Source organism: Ruegeria sp. BHSC043, from assembly GCF_059612985.1.
The window spans coordinates 192489-213045 of sequence record NZ_JBXWRS010000002.1 but is presented as its reverse complement, the minus strand read 5'-3'; the positions used below and the strand labels follow the sequence as shown (position 1 = coordinate 213045).

At 63.9% G+C, this 20557-nt stretch carries 19 protein-coding genes and 1 pseudogene; 10 read left to right on the top strand and 10 right to left on the bottom strand.

The window, feature by feature from the left end; genetic code table 11:
• Position 1 precedes the first annotated feature (1 nt).
• Positions 2-1153, bottom strand: a complete 1152-nt coding sequence (locus AC2FMM_RS06085) for an FAD-dependent oxidoreductase (protein ID WP_496796067.1) — start codon at positions 1151-1153, stop codon at positions 2-4.
• A gap of 71 nt (positions 1154-1224) precedes the next feature.
• Positions 1225-1647 carry an RNA polymerase-binding protein DksA gene (gene dksA, locus AC2FMM_RS06080; protein WP_496683923.1) on the bottom strand — a complete coding sequence of 141 codons (423 nt, stop codon included), beginning with the start codon at positions 1645-1647 and terminating at the stop codon, positions 1225-1227.
• 378 nt (positions 1648-2025) lie between these two features.
• Here dksA and AC2FMM_RS06075 point away from each other — a divergent pair, with 378 nt between their 5' ends.
• From AC2FMM_RS06075 to AC2FMM_RS06055, 5 genes are all read left to right on the top strand, one after another.
• Positions 2026-2871 (top strand): AAA family ATPase, encoded by an 846-nt coding sequence (locus AC2FMM_RS06075; protein ID WP_496683935.1) that lies wholly within the window; start codon positions 2026-2028, stop codon positions 2869-2871.
• Between the two features lie 121 nt (positions 2872-2992).
• Positions 2993-3439: a GNAT family N-acetyltransferase gene (locus AC2FMM_RS06070; protein WP_496796066.1), complete on the top strand. Its 447-nt coding sequence runs from the start codon at positions 2993-2995 to the stop codon at positions 3437-3439.
• Positions 3436-4785: a DUF2927 domain-containing protein gene (locus AC2FMM_RS06065; RefSeq protein WP_496796065.1), complete on the top strand. Its 1350-nt coding sequence runs from the start codon at positions 3436-3438 to the stop codon at positions 4783-4785. The genes AC2FMM_RS06070 and AC2FMM_RS06065 overlap by 4 nt, the downstream gene beginning before the upstream one ends.
• 23 nt (positions 4786-4808) lie before the next feature.
• Positions 4809-4979, top strand: a complete 171-nt coding sequence (locus AC2FMM_RS06060; RefSeq protein ID WP_496683914.1) for a hypothetical protein — start codon at positions 4809-4811, stop codon at positions 4977-4979.
• Positions 4980-4983: 4 nt separating this feature from the next.
• Complete coding sequence (locus AC2FMM_RS06055; RefSeq protein ID WP_496796064.1) at positions 4984-6168, top strand: vWA domain-containing protein; 1185 nt, start codon at positions 4984-4986, stop codon at positions 6166-6168.
• Positions 6169-6187: 19 nt separating this feature from the next.
• Here the strand turns inward: AC2FMM_RS06055 and AC2FMM_RS06050 are convergent, their stop codons facing one another.
• Positions 6188-7672, bottom strand: a complete 1485-nt coding sequence (locus AC2FMM_RS06050; RefSeq protein ID WP_496686388.1) for an inorganic phosphate transporter — start codon at positions 7670-7672, stop codon at positions 6188-6190.
• A gap of 203 nt (positions 7673-7875) precedes the next feature.
• Here AC2FMM_RS06050 and AC2FMM_RS06045 point away from each other — a divergent pair, with 203 nt between their 5' ends.
• A complete protein-coding gene (locus AC2FMM_RS06045) occupies positions 7876-8562 on the top strand; it encodes a M48 family metallopeptidase (RefSeq protein WP_093962334.1) in 687 nt (228 codons plus the stop codon).
• Between the two features lie 63 nt (positions 8563-8625).
• Here the strand turns inward: AC2FMM_RS06045 and AC2FMM_RS06040 are convergent, their stop codons facing one another.
• From AC2FMM_RS06040 to glnE, 4 genes are read right to left on the bottom strand one after another with little or no spacing between them, the layout of a single operon-like run.
• A complete protein-coding gene (locus AC2FMM_RS06040; RefSeq protein ID WP_496796063.1) occupies positions 8626-9168 on the bottom strand; it encodes an RSP_2648 family PIN domain-containing protein in 543 nt (180 codons plus the stop codon).
• A complete protein-coding gene (locus AC2FMM_RS06035) occupies positions 9165-10373 on the bottom strand; it encodes an RSP_2647 family RNA methyltransferase (protein WP_496796062.1) in 1209 nt (402 codons plus the stop codon). The genes AC2FMM_RS06040 and AC2FMM_RS06035 overlap by 4 nt, the downstream gene beginning before the upstream one ends.
• A gap of 47 nt (positions 10374-10420) precedes the next feature.
• Positions 10421-10693 carry a hypothetical protein gene (locus AC2FMM_RS06030; protein WP_496740741.1) on the bottom strand — a complete coding sequence of 91 codons (273 nt, stop codon included), beginning with the start codon at positions 10691-10693 and terminating at the stop codon, positions 10421-10423.
• Positions 10680-13472, bottom strand: coding sequence for a bifunctional [glutamate--ammonia ligase]-adenylyl-L-tyrosine phosphorylase/[glutamate--ammonia-ligase] adenylyltransferase (gene glnE, locus AC2FMM_RS06025; protein ID WP_496796061.1), 2793 nt, complete (start codon positions 13470-13472; stop codon positions 10680-10682). Before glnE ends, AC2FMM_RS06030 begins: the two co-directional genes overlap by 14 nt.
• A 178-nt stretch (positions 13473-13650) precedes the next feature.
• Here glnE and AC2FMM_RS06020 point away from each other — a divergent pair, with 178 nt between their 5' ends.
• The 4 genes and pseudogenes from AC2FMM_RS06020 (at position 13651) to AC2FMM_RS06005 (ending at position 15854) form a co-directional block, all read left to right on the top strand.
• Entirely contained in the window at positions 13651-14070 is a 420-nt protein-coding gene (locus AC2FMM_RS06020; protein ID WP_496683893.1) for a DUF2852 domain-containing protein, read from the top strand.
• Between the two features lie 61 nt (positions 14071-14131).
• A complete protein-coding gene (locus tag AC2FMM_RS06015; protein ID WP_496796060.1) occupies positions 14132-14563 on the top strand; it encodes an RDD family protein in 432 nt (143 codons plus the stop codon).
• Between the two features lie 74 nt (positions 14564-14637).
• Complete coding sequence (locus AC2FMM_RS06010; protein ID WP_496686399.1) at positions 14638-15462, top strand: arginyltransferase; 825 nt, start codon at positions 14638-14640, stop codon at positions 15460-15462.
• A 6-nt stretch (positions 15463-15468) separates the two neighbouring features.
• A pseudogene (locus tag AC2FMM_RS06005) lies at positions 15469-15854 on the top strand (VOC family protein).
• 74 nt (positions 15855-15928) lie between these two features.
• Here AC2FMM_RS06005 and AC2FMM_RS06000 read toward each other — a convergent pair.
• The 3 genes from AC2FMM_RS06000 to AC2FMM_RS05990 form a co-directional block, all read right to left on the bottom strand.
• Positions 15929-18283 carry a TRAP transporter large permease gene (locus AC2FMM_RS06000; RefSeq protein WP_496796059.1) on the bottom strand — a complete coding sequence of 785 codons (2355 nt, stop codon included), beginning with the start codon at positions 18281-18283 and terminating at the stop codon, positions 15929-15931.
• 18 nt (positions 18284-18301) lie between these two features.
• Positions 18302-19228, bottom strand: a complete 927-nt coding sequence (locus AC2FMM_RS05995) for a TRAP transporter small permease subunit (RefSeq protein ID WP_496794802.1) — start codon at positions 19226-19228, stop codon at positions 18302-18304.
• A gap of 123 nt (positions 19229-19351) precedes the next feature.
• Complete coding sequence (locus tag AC2FMM_RS05990) at positions 19352-20434, bottom strand: TRAP transporter substrate-binding protein (RefSeq protein ID WP_496711782.1); 1083 nt, start codon at positions 20432-20434, stop codon at positions 19352-19354.
• Positions 20435-20557: the final 123 nt, after the last annotated feature.

The window sequence follows — 20557 nt, the reverse complement described above, 5'->3', positions numbered from 1 at the left end:
GTCATGCCGTCGGATCGTAATCGTAGATCCAATCATATCGCCGCGTCAGCCTGCGACCGATCAGCGACAAAGCCATCTGCGCCGCGATACGCGTCGGACCTTTCAGGTGGAAGTTTCGCGCGTTACTTGCGGCGGCAGCGACCACCGCGCGGGCGCGGGGGCGGCGCCTGGCTTCATAGGAGGCGAGTGCGCGTTGGACACCTGACTGGTCATCGAATGCACGCCTGAGGACCCACGCGTCCTCGAGCGCGAGGCATGCGCCCTGGGCCATGAACGGCAAAGTCGGATGGGCCGCGTCACCTAACAGGGCCACGCGCCCGTTCTGCCATTTCTGTGCCACCGGACGCAGGAACAGCGCCCAGATGTTCACCTTGTCGATGCGGGCAAGGATTTCCCCCGTGACCCCGCCGAAATCGGCGAAGCGCGCATGCAGGTCGCCGACATCGCCTTCCAGCTTCCAGCCTTCCTCGGTCCAGTCCGAGCGTTCTTCGATCGCGACGATGTTCATCTGCGATTGATCCCGCAGCGGATAGGTCACCACGTGACGGCCCGGCCCCATGGTCAAAGTGGCCATGGGGGTCGCCGTGCGGTCGGCCCAGGGAATTGTCGCGCGCCACGCGACCTGATGCGTGAACCGGGGCGCCTCGCTTCCGTTCAGAACCGGGCGGACATGGCTGCGCCCACCGTCCGCCGCGATGACGCATTCGGCCCGGAGGCGTGTCCCGTCGCGCAACGAGATCTCGGCGTCGGAGGAGTGTTTGCGCACGTGCGTGACCCGCGCGTTCAGACGCAGATCCACCCCTGTCCGCAAGGCCGCGTCGCGCAACAGGTCCAGCAGGTCTGCACGATGATAGTAATACGTCGCCCCGGCCGCAGGCGGCGGCACCCGGCTGATGACGCGCCCGCGCCGATAGTCGCGCAACACGGTTCCGTGCGAGATCTGCGCGGCCTTGGGCGGAGAGCCCGCCACACCCAGCGCGCGCAGCACCGCCATCCCGTTGGCACTGATCTGCAACCCGGCACCCACCTCGGCCAGCTCGGGCGCCTGTTCCAGCACAGTCACCTGTGCGCCGCGCTGTTGCAGCGCCACGGCGGCCGCAAGGCCACCGATCCCTCCGCCCACCACCACAAACTTCAAGCCGTCGATCTTCATGCAGCTGGCATAACGCAAAAACGCCGGAACCACAGGCCCCGGCGTTCGAATTCGTCAGAACGTTCCAGCGATCAATCGTCGCGGTGCACCTTCTCGCGCCGCTCGTGCCGCTCTTGCGCCTCGAGCGTCATGGTCGCAATCGGACGGGCATCCAGCCGCTTGAGCGAAATCGGATCGCCTGTGACCTCGCAATAGCCGTACTCGCCTTCGTCGATACGCCGCAGCGCAGCGTCGATCTTGGCCACCAGCTTGCGCTGACGATCGCGGGTCCGCAGTTCCAGCGCGCGGTCCGTCTCTTCGCTGGCGCGGTCGGCGACATCGGGAATGTTGCGGGTATTGCCCTGCAGCCCCTCGATGGTGTCGCGGCTGCCCGCCAAAAGTTCGTGTTTCCAATTCAGCAGCTTGCGACGGAAATACTCAAGCTGTCGTTCATTCATGAAAGGCTCATCTTCGGCCGGACGGTAGTCTTCCGGCAGAAAAACTTCCTGCTTCATATCTGCTCCCTTGGCATGGCCGGAAACGTCTTTTGCGGTTGTATCGCCTGACATTCGGCACCCCCTTCTGCGCAGCGTTTATCCCACGCGGCCAGGAATGTCACTATGCAAACGCCAGCCCGGCACGCCACTGATGAAATTGGTACAAGCATGAGACTTAACGTATGAAAACGACTTTTTTCGTGAAACGGATCCGGCCATTTTGCGGCAGGTTCAACGCCGGATCGAACCGGGTGATCCGAATCAACCAGGGGCGGTTCGATTGGCCGGGCCCAAACCGCGACGCTGCGACCCGGGTTGTAAAAGATCACCCCTGCCGGTAACCCGGTGCCCGAGTTCTTTGCCGGCGCGCTGCGCGACAATCATCACGAGGGCCACATGACCACACGTTTCGAAGGCACCGCAGACTATGTTGCCACCGACGATCTGACCATCGCGGTGAACGCCGCCGTGACGCTGGAACGACCGCTTCTGGTCAAGGGTGAGCCCGGAACTGGCAAGACCGAACTGGCCAAGCAGGTAGCCTCGGCGCTGGGACTGACGATGATCGAGTGGAACATCAAATCCACCACCCGCGCGCAGCAGGGCCTGTACGAATACGATGCCGTCAGTCGCCTACGCGACAGCCAGTTGGGCGACGAGCGCGTGAACGACGTCCGCAACTACATCAAGAAGGGCAAGCTGTGGCAGGCCTTCGAGGCCGAAGAAAAGGTCGTGCTGCTGATCGACGAGATCGACAAGGCCGATATCGAGTTCCCCAACGACCTGCTGCAGGAGCTCGACAAGATGGAGTTTCATGTCTACGAGACCGGCGAAACCATCCGGGCCAAAAACCGCCCCATCGTGATCATCACCTCGAACAACGAAAAGGAACTGCCCGACGCCTTCTTGCGCCGCTGTTTCTTCCACTATATCCGGTTCCCCGACGAGGCCACGATGCGCCGCATCGTCGAGGTGCACCACCCGGGAATCAAAGAAGCGCTGCTGACCACCGCCCTGACCCAGTTCTACGAAATCCGCGAGACGCAGGGGCTGAAGAAAAAGCCCTCGACCTCCGAGGTGCTGGACTGGCTAAAGCTTTTGCTGGCCGAGGATCTGGACGCCGAGGACCTTAAGCGCGACGGGGTCAATGCCCTGCCCAAGCTGCACGGCGCCCTGCTGAAGAACGAACAGGACGTGCACCTGTTCGAACGGCTGGCCTTCATGGCGCGCGCCAAGCGCTGAAGCGCGCCGGTCGTTGACCATTCCGTGATCGCGGCTTGCCTTGGGGCGCACCTGATGCCAGCATCGGCGCGCGCCCTTCCGCGGCCACCAATCGAGCAACCAGACCGCAAAGGCCACCAATGTGACCCAGCCGTGCATTCGCCCTCTGACCGCCCAGGACCGGCCGGAATGGGCCGCTCTGTGGCGCGCCTATCTGGCCTTCTACGAAACCGAGCTGCCGCAAGCGGTCTATGACAGCACTTTCTCGCGCCTGCTGAGCGATGACCCCCGTGACTTTTCCTGCCTTGTGGCCGAGCGCGACGGGCAGTTGGTGGGGCTGACCCATTTCCTGTTTCATCGCCACGCCTGGAAGACCGAGGATGTCTGCTACCTGCAGGACCTCTACGCCGATCCGCAGGTGCGCGGCACCGGCGTCGGACGCGCCCTGATCGAGGCCGTCTATGCCGAGGCCGATCGCCGGGGCGCGCCCTCGGTCTATTGGTTGACGCAAGAGTTCAACCACGCTGCGCGCCGGTTGTATGACAGGGTCGGGCAACTGACCCCGTTCATCAAATATCAGCGTCCATGACAAGGCTGGCGGCCTTCGTTCTGGCTTTGATGCTGGCTGGCTGCAGTACGGTCGAAACGATCGAACTGCCCGCCGAGGTCAAATCGACCGAAAGCACCCTGCCCCCGGCCAGGTCCTTCGGCGCGCCGCGCCCGGTTCCGCCCATGCGCGCGAACGCCAACATCGCCGCCGATTTTCTCGACCTGTTCTTCTTTCTGGAAAGCGGCACCCCGTTGCCCGTGTTCACCCGGTTCGAAACTCCGATCACGCTGCGCCTGACGGGCACGCCGGCCCCGACCATGCAGGCCGATCTGAGCCGGGTGCTGACGCGCTTGCGCACCGAGGCCGGGATCGACATCCGGCAGGTCCCGGACGGGCCGGCCAACATCACCATCCAGGCCGTCCCCCAGCGCCAGATCCAGCGCGTTCTGCCGCAGGCGGCCTGTTTCGTCGTACCCAACGCCCAAAGCCTAGAGGAATACCGCCGCGACAGGCGCAAACCCAAAAGCAGCTGGTCGGCCCTGCGCAGCCGCGAGCGGCTGGGCATTTTCATCCCCAACGATGTCAGCCCGCAGGAAATCCGCGATTGCCTGAACGAAGAACTGGCGCAGGCGCTGGGTCCGTTGAACGACATGTACCGCCTGCCGGATTCGGTGTTCAATGACGACAATTTCCACACCACTCTGACCGGGTTCGACATGCTGATCCTTCGGGCCGCCTATGCGCCCGAGCTGCGCACCGGCATGACGCGGGATGAGGTCGCGCAAGTGATCCCCGGCGTGATCGCGCGCCTCAATCCGCGCGGCGCACGTCTGCCCGCCCAAGCGGTATCGGCCACACCGCGCGCCTGGATCGACGCGGTGCAGATCGCGGTGGGCAACGGCGCGCCCTCGCCCCGGCGGCTGCGCGCGCTGGACCGGGCGATGCGGATCGGCCAACAGCAAGGCTGGACCGACCACCGGCGCGCCTATCCGCACTATCTCAAGGGCCGGATGATCCAGTATGACGATCCTGAAGACGCACAGCGCGAATATGCGATTGCCATGCAATTCCTGCGCAATACGCCCGGAACCGAAGTGCATCAGGCCCATGTCATCGCCCAGATTGCAGCCTATGCGCTCGGACGGGACCGGGGGCCGGACATGCTGCCGCAACTGGACACGGCCATAGAAACGGCGCGACGGGCCGAAAACGCCGCACTGCTGGCAACCCTGCTGCTGCTGAAATCCGAAGCGCTGGATCAGGCCGCTCGCCCCGAGACGGCACGCGCCGTCAGGCTGGACAGTCTGGGGTGGGCGCGCTACGCCTTCGGTTCTGAATTGGTGGTGCGCGCGCTGGTGCAGAACATCGCGCTGCGCAACCCGTGACACAGCAAACGGATGGCAAGCGAATGGGACTGGTTTGGGGCATGGCGATCGTAGGAGCGATTCTGGGCGCGCTGACGGCACGCAGGCGCAAGGGCAGCGGGGCCGACATCGCCCAATACGCCGCCGGATACGGCATCGCCTTCGCCCTTTTGGGGCTGGTGGCGTCGTTGATCCTGGTTCGGATGGTGGGCTGATCGGATGTTCATTCCCTTTTTCGAGAACCTCAGAAAAGCCGGCATCCCCGTCTCGTTGCGGGAATACCTGACCTTTCTGGAGGGGATGAAAAAGGGGCTGGCCACCTACGACATCGAGGCGTTCTACTACCTCGCCCGTGTCTCGATGGTGAAGGACGAGCGTAACATCGACAAGTTCGACCGCGCCTTCGCCGCCAGCTTCGAGGGGCTGTCCGAGATCACCATGGATCAGGTGCTTGAGGCTGTGGACATACCAGCCGAGTGGCTGGCCAAGATGGCCGAGAAGCACCTGTCAGACGAGAAAAAGGCCGAGATCGAAGCGCTTGGCGGGTTCGACAAGCTGATGGAGACACTGCGCGAGCGGCTGAAGGAGCAGCAAGGCCGCCATCAGGGCGGCAACAAGTGGATCGGCACCGCGGGCACGTCGCCCTTCGGGGCCTATGGCTACAACCCCGAAGGTGTGCGCATCGGTCAGAAGGAAAGCCGCCACCAGCGCGCGGTCAAGGTCTGGGACAAGCGCGAGTTCCGCAATCTGGACGACACGGTCGAGCTGGGCACCCGCAACATCAAGGTCGCGCTGAAACGCCTGCGCCGCTGGGCCCGCGAGGGCGCCGCCGAAGAGCTGGACCTCGACGGCACCATCCGCGCCACGGCCGAGCATGGCTATCTCGACGTCAAGACCCGCCCCGAGCGGCACAATGCCGTCAAGGTGCTGCTGTTTCTCGATGTCGGCGGATCGATGGACCCGCATGTGAAAGTGGTCGAGGAGCTGTTCTCGGCCGCCCGGGCCGAGTTCAAGCACCTGGAATATTTCTATTTCCACAACTGCCTGTACGAAGGCGTCTGGCGCGACAATCGACGCCGGTGGGATGCGCAGACCCCCACGCATGAGGTGTTGCGGACGTATGGCCCCGACTACAAGTGCATCTTTGTGGGTGACGCTTCGATGTCGCCCTACGAGATCGCCTATCCCGGCGGCGCCAACGAGCACTGGAACGCAGAGCCCGGTCAGGTCTGGCTGCAGCGCGCGCGCGAGCAGTGGACGTCGAACCTGTGGATCAATCCGGTGCCCGAGAAATACTGGGAGTACACCCATTCGATCGGCATGATCCGCGAGATATTCGAAGACCGGATGGTGCCGATGACGCTGGCCGGGCTGGAACGCGGTATGCGCGAGCTGACGCGGTAGCGACAGCCCGGCTTTGGTCTTATCCGGCGATTGCCTGAATTCCCAGGAACAGCAGCCCCGACAGCAGGGCCGCTGCGGGCACGGTTATCACCCAGGCCGCGATGATCGTCAGGAAATGCGACCGGCGTACCAGCTTGCGGCGGCGGCGCTCTTCGGGGGCAAGCACCGGGCGTTCCGGCACGGCACCGCGCGCCTTGATCAGGCGCCGCTCGGCGTCCCATTCCCGGAAGAACCCGACGCCGAACACCGCGCCAACGGCGATGTGGGTCGAACTGACCGGCAGGCCAAGCCAGCTGGCTACGATCACGGTGATCGCCGCCGACAGCGCCACGCAATAGGCCCGCATCGGGTTCAGCTTGGTGATCTGGCTGCCGACCACCCGGATCAGCTTGGGCCCGAACAGGAACAGGCCGAACGAGATACCAAAGGCGCCGATGATCATGACCCAGGGCGGAATGTTCACCGCATGGGTGAAATCACCCACCGCCGAGGCCTGAACGATCGCGGCCAGAGGCCCGACGGCATTGGCCACGTCATTGGCCCCATGCGCAAAGCTGAGCAGCGCCGCCGAAATGATCAACGGAATACCGAACAGGATCTTGAGCGATTTGTTGCGGTTCTCTAGCCCCTCGGCCTGACGACGAATGACCGGAATCGTCACCAACCAGATCAGCACGCCACTGACCAGGCCGATCACCAGGGCCGTCTGCAGGTTGATCTTGAACAGATGTTTGAGGCCTTTCAGCGCAAGGTACGAGGCAAACGCCCCGGCCATGATGCCGACCAGAACCGGAACCCATTTGCGCGCCGCGGCGATCTTGTCGTCCTGATAGATGACCCGGGACTTGATGAACCACAAGAAAGCAGCAGCAATGACACCGCCCAGAACCGGCGAGATGACCCAGCTTGCAGCGATCTGGCTCATCTTTCCCCAGCTGACGGCACCGAACCCCGCCGCTGCGATCCCTGCCCCCATGACGCCCCCCACGACCGAATGCGTGGTCGAGACCGGAGCGCCGATCCAGGTGGCCAGGTTGATCCAAAGCGCGGCAGACAGCAGCGCGGCCATCATGGCCCAAATGAAGACAGTTGCTGTTCCCATGCTTTCGGTATTGATGATGCCCTTGGCGATGGTCGAGACCACGTCTCCACCCGCGATCAGGGCGCCGGCGCTTTCGAAAATTGCAGCAATCGCGATGGCGCCGCCCATGGTCAGGGTGTTCGCGCCCACCGCCGGAGCCATATTGTTGGCCACATCGTTCGCCCCGATGTTCAGTGCCATGTAAGCGCCGAACATGGCCGCGATCACGACGATCATCGTGTTGCTGGCCTGTCCGAACAACAAAGCAGCCGTGATCCCGGCGATTACGATAAACACGAATGCGATGCCCGATCCGACAAACGGCCGCCCGACCTGCGCCGTTGCGACCTCGAGGCGGGAAAACCGCCGCAGATCACGATCCAATGTTTCAAGGTGCCGGGCTTCTGAGTCTGTATTGGCCATTTGTCCCTCTTGCATAGCGCGCGCTGGCACGGCGCGCGCCTTGCCCTAGAAGGGTTTCGCCCTCGCTTCAACCTTTGAAATATGGAATTTGCAATCTGACGCCGGGCGATTTCCGTCTCACGGACTGCCCTAAGTCGCCCACATTGCCCGAAAGTGATGAGCAACGACTTGCCCCCGCATCCCGATCCGCCCATATCTGGGGTATGTTGCGTCTGACCCCAATTCTACTGGCGATTGCCTATGCCATTGTGATGTATCGGATTTCCGTCTGGCGCACCCATCGCGAGCTGGATGCGAAGTCGACCGAGCTGGCCGATCCCGAATTGAAACGCATGACCGACCGCTTGGCCGCCGCCTTGGATGTGGCGCGCGTGCCGGTCTATATCTACGAAATCGACCCGGTGAACGGACTGGCCGCGCCGGACGGGCGCATCTTCATCACCCGTGGGTTTTATCGCAAGTTCCGCAACGGCGAGGTCTCGGCCGAGGAGATGGCCAGCGTCATCGCGCACGAGCTGGGGCATGTGGCGCTGGGCCATGCCCGGCGGCGGATGATCGATTTTTCCGGTCAGAACGCAATGCGGGCGGCGCTGATGATGCTGCTCAACCGGTTCATTCCGTTCATCGGCGCGTGGATCGCCAATGCGCTGACCGCGCTGCTGGCCTCGCGCCTGTCGCGGGCGGACGAGTATGAGGCGGACGAATACGCAGCCGCCTTGCTGACCAAGGCCGGAATCGGGATCGGACCGCAGAAATCCCTGTTTCACAAGCTTGAGGATCTGACACAGCAACGGGCGGGCGTGGTTCCGGCCTGGCTGATGAGCCATCCCAAGACGGACGAGCGAATTGCCGCGCTGGAGGCCCTTGAGCAACGTTGGGAGCGTGGCTGAGGGTCAGGATGCGAGAGGCCAGCCTCTCGCGCTCTCCGGGATATTTTGGGCCAGATGAAGCGGTCAGGCCGCCAGAGCCTTGCCTAGGCGCGGCAGGCGGGCCTTTTTCATCAATGCGCGCAGAGTCCATCTGTCGCCCGACAGGCGGTTGGCTTCGGTCAGAACCGATTGAGCCACCTGTTCGACGCTGATCGGATCATTCTGCCAGATGCCGTGAAGGAAGCTGTCGGGGTCGATGCGGGCAAGGCCCTCTTCGGCCAGGATATGTCTTGGAAAGTCCTTGGCATTGACGGTGATGATCGTGTCGGCCGAAGCGGCGACCGCGGTGGCCAGCACATGCGTGTCGGCCGGATCGGGAAGCCAGAGGCGCTGTTCGAGGCCGGGCGCCTCGGGGCGTTCGGCCTGTGGCCAATGTGCCTGCACCAACGCGATTTCGGCCCGGGCCTGTGCCTCGCCCTCGGGGCCAAGTTTGCGGGCGGCGCGGACCCATTCCTCGAGGATGCGAGCCGACCAGAGCGGGGAGAAGTGGCCCCGCGCCGCCACGCCCAGCAGCATCTCGCGCATCACCGTCGGGTAGATGACGCAGGTGTCGAGAACCGCCTTCACAGTCGGTAGAACACGGATTTCAGATAACCGCTCTCGGCCAGCTGCGGCAGTTGCGGATGGTCAGGTCCAGCAAAGCCGGTGTGGATCATCTGCGCCTGACGCCCGGCCCGGCCGATACCGCGGGCGCAGGCCTCGCGGAAGCGGGTCAGGTCGGCGGCATGCGAGCAGGAACACAGGCCCAGATGCCCCCCCGGTTTGACAAGCGGCGCGGCCAGGCGGGCGATCCGCTCATAGGCCCGCAGCCCGGCATCCAGCGCCTGTTTCGACGGCGCAAAGGCTGGCGGATCGCAGATGACCACGTCGAACTGCGCACCGTCCTCGCCCAGATGGGTCAGGACGTCAAAAGCATCGCCCTGTCGGGTTTCAAAGCGGTCGCCAAAGCCCGAGGCGACGGCGCCCTGCTCGGCCAGAGTCAGCGCGGCGGCCGAGCCATCGACCGACAGCGCGTGGTCGGCGCCACCGGCCAGCATGGCCAGGCCAAACCCGCCCACGTGGCTGAACACGTCCAGCACATGCGCACCGGGGCCCGCCAAGCGGGCGGCAAAGGCGTGGTTGGGGCGCTGGTCGTAAAACAGGCCGGTTTTCTGGCCCCCGGTCAGGTCGGCCATGTAGATCGCGCCATTCATCGGAACGGGCAGTGGTGCATCGGGCGCGGTGCCGCGCAGGGTCTGGTTCACGTCATCCAGACCTTCCAGCCCACGGGTGCGGCCCGCGGCGTTCTTGAGTACGGTCGTCACCCCTGTCACCGCGACCAGCGCGTCGGTCAGAAGGTCCAGATGCGCCTCGGCCCACGCGGCGTTGGGCTGGATCACGCAGGCGTCGCCGAACCGGTCAATGATGACACCGGGAAAACCGTCGGCCTCGGCATGGACCAGCCGGTAGAACGGCGCATCAAACAGGCGTTCGCGCAGGTCGAGCGCTCGGTGCAGGCGGGTTTCGAACCACCCGGCATCCAGCTGCGCCGACAGGTCGCGATCCAGCACCCGGCACATGATCTTGGAGTTCGGATTGACTGCCACCAGCGCGATCGGGGCGCGTTTGTCATCCTCAAGCACGGCCAGCGCACCGGGCGCGATCTTGCGGGTGCGCCGGTCGGTAACGATGTCATTGGCATAGACCCAGGGAAAGCCGTGGCGCAGACCGCGCGCGTTGGCTTTGGGTTTCAAACGGATTCTGGGGCGGTCGGGCGTGGTGGATTGCGTCATGGCGCCCTCATAGTCGCGATTGCGCGGGCAGGAAAGCCCCGATTGGGTCACCGTGGCCGGGCACGCCAACCGCCGCGCCGGCGCGGGGCCTGCGCGGTGTCCAGACCTTCGCGCAAGACCTGTGTCATGGGATGATCAGCATCGCGCGCGGCATAGAAAGCGTGCAACGCGGTCAGCGCCTGTTTCTGGTCGCGCCCGTCCGGCAGGCTGAGCGCCCAGTCCAGAAAGATGCTGCGGCATTCGGGCAAGGCGATGCCCTCGATGCGATAGGCCTCGCGGATCAGGCCCTTGGGGTCGTTGGGGTCGTCACTGCGCGGCATCGCGTCCCTCCTCGATCACCGCGCTTATGATGGCGGCGGCGGCGGCATAGTTTTCCTGCAATGCGGCCTGCAACTGTTCGACCTGCTCAAACCCAGTGGCCCGGCACAGAAAGGCCGTGCCCCCCTGCCCGATCTTGTCGGCCTCGATCACCTTGCCCGACAGCAGCCGCGCGGCGCATTGCACCTGCCAGAATAGGTCATAGGCCTCGCACAAGACCTGCGCCTGAGCGACCTCAAGCAGCCCCGTAGCGACGGCGCCCTGCAGGCCCGAGACCACATCGCGTTCCGCCGAGCCCGCCAGCAAGGCCCCGGCCTCGGCCATCAGTTCGATGTCCAGCAGGCGGCCGGGCCCATTCTTGACGTCCCAGATCCCAGCGGGAGACTTGGCTGCCGCCAAACGCGCACGCATTTCCGAGACTTCGCGCAGGACATGCCCCGCGTCCCGCGGGCGCGCGATGAAGTCGGAGCGGAAGGCCTCGATGTCGCGGGCCAGCCTGGGCTCGCCCGCGACCACGCGGGCGCGGGTCAGGGCCAGATGTTCCCACACCCAGGCTTCCTTCTGCTGGTAATGGGTGAAGCTGGCCCAGCTTGTCGCCACCGGCCCCTGATTGCCCGACGGGCGCAGGCGCATGTCGACCTCGTACAGACGCCCCTGAGACATGGGTGCGGACAGCGCGGTGATCAGCGCCTGGGTGAACCGCGCGTAGTAGGTACGCGTGGCCAGCGGCCGCAGGCCATCCGACATCTCCTCGCCCTGCGGGTCATAGATCACGATCATGTCCAGGTCGGATTGCGAGTTGATTCGGCCCGCCCCCAGCGACCCCATGCCCAGCACCGCCGCGCCCCGGCCCGGCGCCGGCCCGTGCTTTCGCGCGAACTGATGCTCGACACAAGGCAGGATCGCGGCGATCACGGCCTGGGCCAGCTCGGCATATTGCCGACCGGCCTCAAGCCCATCGATCAGCCCGCGCAGGTGATGCACGCCGATGCGGAAATGCCATTCCTTGCACCAGCGTCGGGCCAGGTCCAGCTGGGTTTCATAGTCGGTCTCGGCGGACAGGGCCGCAGCCAGTTCTTGCCGGAGCGCGGCCTGACCGGGCCACTCGGCAAAGAAGCTGCCGCCGATCACGGCGTCGAACACCTGCGCATTGCGCGACAGGTGCGACGCCAGCGCGTGCGAGGTGCCGACGATATCGACCAGAAGGTCGATCAGATGCGGGTTGGCTTCGAACAGGGAAAACAGCTGAACACCGGCGGGCAAGCCGGCCAGAAACCCATCCAGCGCCAGCAGCGCCTCGTCGGGGCGGGCGGTCTTGGCCAGCCGTGCCAGCAGTTCGGGCTTGAGCCGCTCGAAAATGCGCGCGCCCCTTTGCGAGCGCAGCGCGGGATAGGTTGTCCACCGGGCCAGAACGCCGGCGTCGAACGCGACCGGTGGCGCTGCGGTCGGCGCGGGGCCGGCGCCGGGCGCGAAAAAGCCCTCGGTCAGCTCGTGCACCTCGCTCAGGCGGCGGGTCAGATCGGCCGTCAGCTCGGCGCTGGTGGTGCCCATCAGGCAGGCGATGCGCTCGATCCCGTCGGGCGATTGCGGCACCTTGTGGGTCTGCGCATCATGCACCATCTGGATGCGGTGTTCGACCTCGCGATGGGCGCGGTAGTGGTCGGTCAGCTTGTCGGCCGCGTCCTGCGGTACCCAGCCCTTTGCCGCCAGCGCCGCCAGTCCCGGAACCGTGCCGCACACCCGCAGATCGGGGTCACGGCCCCCGGCGATCAACTGCCGGGTCTGTGTAAAGAACTCGATTTCGCGAATGCCGCCCTGCCCCAGCTTCATGTCATGGCCAGGGACCGTCAGAGCCCCCCCGGTGCCCTTGTTCTCGCGGATGCGCAGGCGCATGTCGTGGGCGTCCTGGATGGCGGCGAAATCCAGATGGCGGCGCCAGACAAAGGGCCGCAGGGTTTCCACAAACCGCTGCCCGGCGGCGATGTCGCCGGCACATGGGCGGGCCTTGATATAGGCGGCACGCTCCCATGTGCGGCCCAGGCTTTCGTAGTAGCGCTCGGCCGCCTCGGTCGCCATGCAGACAGGGGTGACCGCGGGATCGGGGCGCAGGCGCAGATCGGTGCGGAACACGTAACCATCGGCCGTCTTGTCGCTGAGTGTGGCGCAGAAATTGCGCGTCGCCCGCACCATGCCCTGTCGCGCCTCATAGAAATCATCCGGATCGTACCGGGTTTCGTCGAACAGCACGATCAGGTCGATATCCGAGCTGTAGTTCAGTTCGTGCGCGCCCATCTTGCCCATCGCCAGGATCACCATCCCGGCGGCGGTCTCGACGTCGTCTTCGGTCATGCCGGGCAGTTTCTTGCGCCGGATCAGCGCCGCGATCTCGGCCTTGGCCGCGATGTCCACGGCAAGCGCCGCAAAGTCGGTCAACGCGCCGGTGACCTGTTCCAACGGCCATGCGCCCGACAGATCGGCCAGCGCGGTCAGCAACGCGACGCGGCGCTTGGCCAGCCGCAAACCGGGCTTCAACTGGTCGGACGGCAGGGCACGGGCCTTGGACATGACGCGTTCCATCGCCTGCTGCGGGTCCCGCAAGGCCTTCGCCAGCCAGTCGCCTTCGCGCTGGATCAGACCGTTCAGATAGGGGCTGCTGCCAGCGGCGCCCAGGATCAACTCGGACTGCTCGGGCGTCAGATCGGGCACGGCAGCAACGGCTTCGCGCCCCAGATCGGGGTCATAGGCGCGCGGAACACGGGTGATGGACAGGGCTTCGCTCATGCGCGCAAGGTGCACATTGCCGTCCGTTAAGGTCAATGGGGCAAAGCGGCCCTGCGGGGAAGATCCGCACGGACGCACAAAAATGTAAATCTTTTTCACATTGATCCCTTGCAACCCGGCCGCACGCCCCCATCTACATCAATGTGAAAGCGTTTTACATTAACCCAGGAGAGCCCACATGACCGCATTGTCCGAATCCGCCGTCCCCCGCAACCCGGGATGGCTGCACCGCACCGAAACCTGGCTGGACGACAAGGGCAAAGGCGCCTGGATCGCCGCCATGGTCCTTGGTTTCATCTTCTTCTGGCCCGTCGGGCTGGCCCTTCTTGCCTACATGATCTGGAGCAAACGTATGTTCAGCAAATCCTGCAGCCGCCGCCATTCGTGGCACAGCCACATGAGCGCGATGAAGCCCTCGGGCAACAGCGCGTTCGATGCCTACAAGGCCGATACCTTGGCCCGGCTGGAGCGCGAGCAGCAGGACTTTGAAGCCTTCCTGCGCCGCCTGCGCGAGGCCAAGGACAAGGCCGAGTTCGACCAGTTCATGGACGAGCGCGCCCGCGCCAACGATGCGGACGACAAAGGCGAAACCGCCTGATGGACACTGGCCCTGCCCCGGTTTAGGGACAGGGCGCCCCAACGGATATTCGGAACCTGCAATGACCCACCTGCCTGATCCCGACCGCCAGCCAGAATTCTATCAATCGGTGGCGATCAAACGTTTCTTCGCCTGGCTGTTCGACATCGCCTTCATCTCGCTGCTATGCACGGTCGCCATTCTGCTGACCTTTGGCATGGGGCTTTTCGTGCTTGCGCTGATCTACGCAGCGGTCAGCTTTGTCTACCGGGTGGTCACCATCGCCAACGGCTCTGCCACGCTGGGCATGCGATTCATGGGAATCGAGCTGCGCGACGCCTTCGGCGAACGGATGGACACCGGCAAGGCCGTGGCCCACACTGCGGGGTATTTCGTTAGCATGGCCTTCCCGATCCTGCAGATCATCTCGGTCATCATGATGCTGACCAGCGCCCGCAACCAGGGCCTGACCGATGCCTTCCTGGGCACCGTCATGCTGAACCAGCGCGCCTGAACCCAACCGTTTCAGGGACTTGGCGACCCGGATTTGCGTTGCTATCATCATCCCCGAGGAAACACGGGGCCTTCATGCGACACACGCTGCCGATTGCGCCGCAGTTCTATGTGACTGCACCACAACCCTGCCCCTATCTCGAGGGCAGGGTTGAGCGGAAGCTGTTCACCGCGCTTCAGGGTGAAGGTGCCGATCACCTGAACAACGCCTTGTCGCAACAGGGATTCAGGCGCTCGCAGAACGTACTGTACCGGCCATCCTGCGCCGATTGCGCCGCCTGCCTTTCGGCGCGGATTGACGTGTCGGCGTTCCACCCGAGCAAAAGCCAGAAACGCGCGGCGCGACGCAACGCGCATCTCCAGCGGCGTGCAACCTCGCCCTGGGCCACCGATGACCAGTACGAACTGTTCCGGCGCTATCTCGATGCGCGTCACGCAGATGGCGGAATGGCCGATATGGACGTGTTCGAATTTGCTGCGATGATCGAGGAAACCCCGATCCGCAGCCGCGTGGTGGAATATGCCGACCCGGAAACCGGCAACCTGATCGCCGTCAGCCTGACCGACGTCCTGGATGACGGGCTGAGCATGGTCTACTCCTTCTACGACCCCGATCAGCCGCAGAACTCTCTGGGCACCTACATGATCCTCGACCATATCGATATCGCGCGCGAGGCCGGCCTGCCCTATGTCTATCTGGGCTATTGGGTGCCGGGCAGCCCCAAGATGGGGTACAAGGCCAAGTTCGCGGGCCTGGAAGTCTATTTGGGCAACAGGTGGCAATCGGTCAGCGACCCCTCGGCCTTCTCGAACAGCGAACACCATCCGCTGGCGGCCGCTCCGATTGCCGAACAGGTCGCAAGCATCCAGCTTCCCGACCGACACCCGACCAGGGGTTGAACATCCATGCGGCAAACCTTGCAAGCCGTCACCCTGGTGGTGCCGGACTATGAGGACGCGATCGCGTTCCACACCCGGACGCTGCGCTTTCGACTGACCCAGGATGTCGAACTGGGCGACGGCAAACGCTGGGTTCTCGTCACCCCGCCCGGCGGCGGCGCTGGGCTGGTGCTGGCCAAGGCCGATGGGGCCGATCGGCAGGCCGCCATCGGCAACCAGACCGGCGACCGGGTGGGCTTCTTCCTAGCCACCGATGATTTCGCCCGCGATCACGCGGACATGCGGGCCAAGGGCGTTCTGTTCGAGGAGGAGTCGCGCCACAAACCCTATGCATTGTTGCCGTTTGGCAGGGCCCGTTCGGAAACCGCTGTGACCTGATCCAGTTCACCTGACAACCGGCGTCAGCCGGTGGCAAAGCAAAGGGGGCCACGCGGCCCCCTTTTCAATTTGAAAACGCCAAGACCTGTCAGTTCGGGATCAGGTCCGGAACGATGGTCACGATCGACGGGAAGAACCACAGGATCGCTATGCCCACCACCTGGATCAGCACGAAGGGGATGATCCCGCGGTAGATATGGCCCGTCGTCACCTCTTTCGGCGCCACGCCGCGCAGATAGAACAGCGCGAACCCGAATGGCGGCGTCAGGAACGAGGTCTGCAGGTTCACCGCCACCATGATCGTCACCCATTTCGGATCGAACGACCCGCCATAGATCACCGGCCCCACGATCGGGATCACGATGTAGATGATCTCGAGGAAGTCCAGCACGAAGCCCAGGATGAACAGCACCAACATCACGATCAGGAAGACCGTGAATTCGTTGTCGAAGCTCCTCAGGAACTGCTGGATATAGTGCTCCCCGCCGAACGAGATCACCACGAGGTTCAGCAGCTGCGAGCCGATAAGGATGGTGAAGACCATCGAGGTCACCTTGGCGGTTTCCCGCACCACCGGTGTCAGCACGCCGCTTGTGAACAACACCCAGCACGCGAACAGCAGGCCGAACAGCGCGTACAGATAGGCAGCATAGGCCAGGATGAAGGCGATCCAGCTCTCGACCGAGACGCCACCCTGATTGATGCGCAGGTCAAAGTTCACGCCCAGCAGCAGGCAGATGATGACCGCGAAGGTCGACCAGATGATCACCTTGCCCGACCGCCCCTGGTCCTGCAGCTTGCGATAGGCCGCCAGCATGATGGCCCCGCCCGCCCCCAGCGCCGCCGCCGGCGTCGGGTTGGTCACGCCGCCCAGGATCGAGCCCAGAACCGCGATGATCAGAACCAGCGGCGGGAACACCACGCGGATCAGATCATTGGTGGCACAGCGCGCCGCCGCGGCTTTGCAGCCATACATTGCCAGTGCGAACGGCAGCGCCAACAGCAGGAACGTGGCCCCCGACGAGGTGGTCGGCGCGATCAGCAGCACATCGACCAGCAGCATCAGGACAAGCCCGATTGCCCCCACGATCAGCGGCTGCGGCGATTGCGACGGCGCGATGCCCCGGCCCATCACCAGCGTCAGCCCCAGCAGCACGACAATCACTGCAACACCGGTACCGATCGGTGCGGCGGCGGCGATCTTGGCTTCACGCGCGGCAACCAGCTCTTCCTCACTCAGCCGCTGCGACTCGGTCACGCCGCCGGCAGCGTCGATGGCTTCCTGCTCGGCCACAGCCTTGTCCCAGGCCTCCTGACCATGCAGTTCGATCATCGAGGCCTTGCACTCTTCGGACACGTTGGTACGCAGCGTGGCTGCCTCACCGATATCCGAGAATCCCGAAACCGTGATATTCTGGCTGCCGATGACGCCTAGGTTGCCGAGCAGCACCGCGCCCACGATCAGAGCGACCGGAGCACCCAGCAGCCAGGTCAGCCCTTCCGAACGCGTGATCGGCTCGCCGCTGCCACCCGACAGTTCGACCGCAGGCGCCTTGTGCGGGTTCAACAACGCGTAGCCAAATGCGTAGAGCGCATAAAGCAGCGCCAGCATGATCCCCGGCAGCAGCGCCGCCTGGAACAGCGTCCCCACCGAAACCACGGCCGGCTCACCCAGATATGTCAGCGCGTCGGTACAGCCCGCCTCGACTGCGCGGGTCTCTTGCGCAGTCGAATACAGGTCTCCCGCCAGAGTGCCCAACAGAACGATCACGATCGAGGGCGGAATGATCTGGCCCAGCGTGCCCGAGGCCGCGATCACGCCAGTCGCCAGTTCCGGCGAGTAGTTGTTGCGCAGCATGGTCGGCAGGGCCAGCAAGCCCATCGTCACCACGGTCGCGCCCACGATCCCGGTCGAGGCCGCAAGGAACGCACCCACGACCACGATCGACACCGCCAGACCGCCCGGCAGCGGCCCAAAGACGCGCGCCATGGTGGTCAGCAGGTCGTTGGCGATTTTCGAGCGTTCCAGCGTGATGCCCATCAGCACGAACATCAGCACCGCCAGCAGAGTCTCGATCGACTGACCGGCCAGAACCCGTTCGTTGATGCGGTTCACGATGAAGGACACGTTGCGGTCCAGCGCGGTTTCCCAGCCCGAGGCGAAGACCGGCTCGGCAATCCTTGGCAGATCCGGATATCGGAACACGGAAATCACATCGGGTTTCACGCCCGAATTCACGAGGTCCCGATAGGCTTGCGAGCTTGTGTCGATCGCCTGGTGGATCAGCAATCCGGCGCTGTCCAGCGCGGCGATGATCCCGAAAGAGATGATGCCGGCCCCGCCGATGGCAAACGCCACCGGAAAGCCGCTGAGAATCCCGCCAAACAGGCAGAGAAATACGATAATGAGGCCTATCTCGACGCCATCAAGTCCGAATAGCATGTGTCTGGGTCTCCGTCCTTAATGTGTGCCTTCGTAGGCTTCTTCACCTTCGCCAAGGCTGTCCTTGTCAAGGTATTTTCCAGCGCTTTCCGGGCCTTCGACGAATTCGAGATAGGACCGGTAGAAGAACGCGATCGCGTGCAGGAACACCATCGCGGCAAAGGCCACAAGCAGGATCTTGAACAGGAAGTAGGCATTGAAGCCGTTGGGGCTGAAACCGATGGTTTCGACGTTCCAGCGCAGCGCGCGGGATTTCATCACCAGCCGGTCCAGCGTGTCGCTGGCCGAAGGATTCGGCACGATCAGGTGCCGCCACAGGAAGAACCAGCCATACAGCCAGACCAGAACCGCGATGGGCATCATGAACAGGATCGAGCCCAGCATGTCGACCACGCGCTTGGCCCGGTGCGAGATGCCGGCATAGATCAGGTCAACCCGGACATGGCCGCCTTGCACGAAGGTGTAGGTGCAACACAGGCAGACGACCAGCGCATTGTACAGCTTCAGCTCTTCGGCGTACCAGCTGATATCCATCTGAAACGGAATACCCAGGCCGAACGCCATGTCGGGCCGCGCGAAAACACGCTGCATGAACACGATGACGATCTGCTGGATCACCATCAGGAGGCCAGCCCAGGCAAAGAACCGACCCGTCGTGTTGGCAAAGCCTTCCAGAACGCGCACGACGCCCCACATGAAATTCCGGTGATAGATGCCGATGGCCGTCATCACCAGAAAGCCTGTGAAGACCACGAAGAAGAACTCGACCGATCCGCCATAATAGACGAAGCGCATGATCGCTTCTTTGTTCGACCAGTCCAGCCACAGCTGCGGATGCGTGATCGCGTATCCGAAATTATAGAAGGCTTCGGCGATGTTTTGAACGAACCAGAGCAGTCCGTTCCACAGGGCGCCGAAGAACGAGATACCGTTTTCGTCCTGCATGATGTCCCCAGGTCCCGTCAGTTGCGATGCTGATTATACCGGAATTTGACCGATCCGCGCACCTGCAACAGAAATGGCTTCCCCGCGCGAGGCGGGGAAACCGAATGATTGCCAGTTGGCCAGTTAGCCCAGAACGCGGTCGCGCTGCGCGGTGTAGACGCCCGACGACATGTTCAGCCACGACGAAGAGGCCTTCATCGACGCCATTGCGCTGTCATGGACCTTCTTGAACAGCTCGTCGCCCATGTTCTCGGCCAGAACGTCCTGGCTGGCCTTGCCGAAGGCATCCCAGACGCTGTCGGGGAATTCCATGACCTTCACGCCACCGGCCTGCAGACGCTGCAGCGCCGCACCGTTGTTGGCCAGGAACTGCGCCAGGTTCCATTGGTGCGCTTCGGCGGCCGCGATCTCGATGATCTTCTGGTGCGCCGGCGACAGGCTTTCGAACACTTCGCGGTTGGTTGCCAGCGACAGGCCCGCGCCCGGCTCGTGGAAGCCAGCGGTGTAGTAGATCTTGGTGATCTCCTGGAAGCCGGCCTTTTCGTCGGCCCAGGGACCGATCCACTCGGTGCCGTCGATCGCACCGGACGACAGCGCCTGGTACACTTCCGAACCCGGAATGTTCTGGACCGATGCGCCCAGCTTGCCCAGCGCCTTGCCGCCCAGGCCCGGCATACGGAACTTCAGACCGTTGAAGTCCTCGGGGCTGTTGATCTCTTTCGAGAACCAGCCGCCGGCCTGCGCGCCGGTGTTGCCGGCCAGGAACGACTTCAGGCCGAAGATCTGACCCAGCTCGTCATGCAGTTCCATGCCGCCATCGAAGTAGTACCAGTTCACCAGTTCCTGCGCGGTCATGCCGAACGGAACCGCGGTGAAGAAGGCATAGGCCGGGTGCTGACCGACGAAGTAATAGTCGGCGGCGTGGTACATGTCGGCCTGGCCCGACGACACGGCGTCGAACACTTCGAACGCGCCGACCAGTTCTCCCGCGGCCTTGATGTCGACGGTCAGGTTGCCGTCGGACATTGCGGTGATGCTGTCGGCGCAGCGCTGGGCGCTGTCGAACACGCCCGCCAGACCGCGGCCCCACGAGGTAACCATGGTCAGCGTGCGCTTGCCCTGCGCGTAGGCCGGTGCCGCCAGTGCGGTTGCCGCCGCGGCCGAGCCGCCCAGTGCCGATGTCTTCAGAAACTTGCGACGATCCATATCAGGTGATCCTCCCCTTCATTCATTCACGGCCCGGGCGCACCCGGACCAGTCGCTTCGAGTGTCGACACGTTAATCAAGGCCGCTTGAAAGTGAATACCTACTACTGCGTAGAGCGCGCGA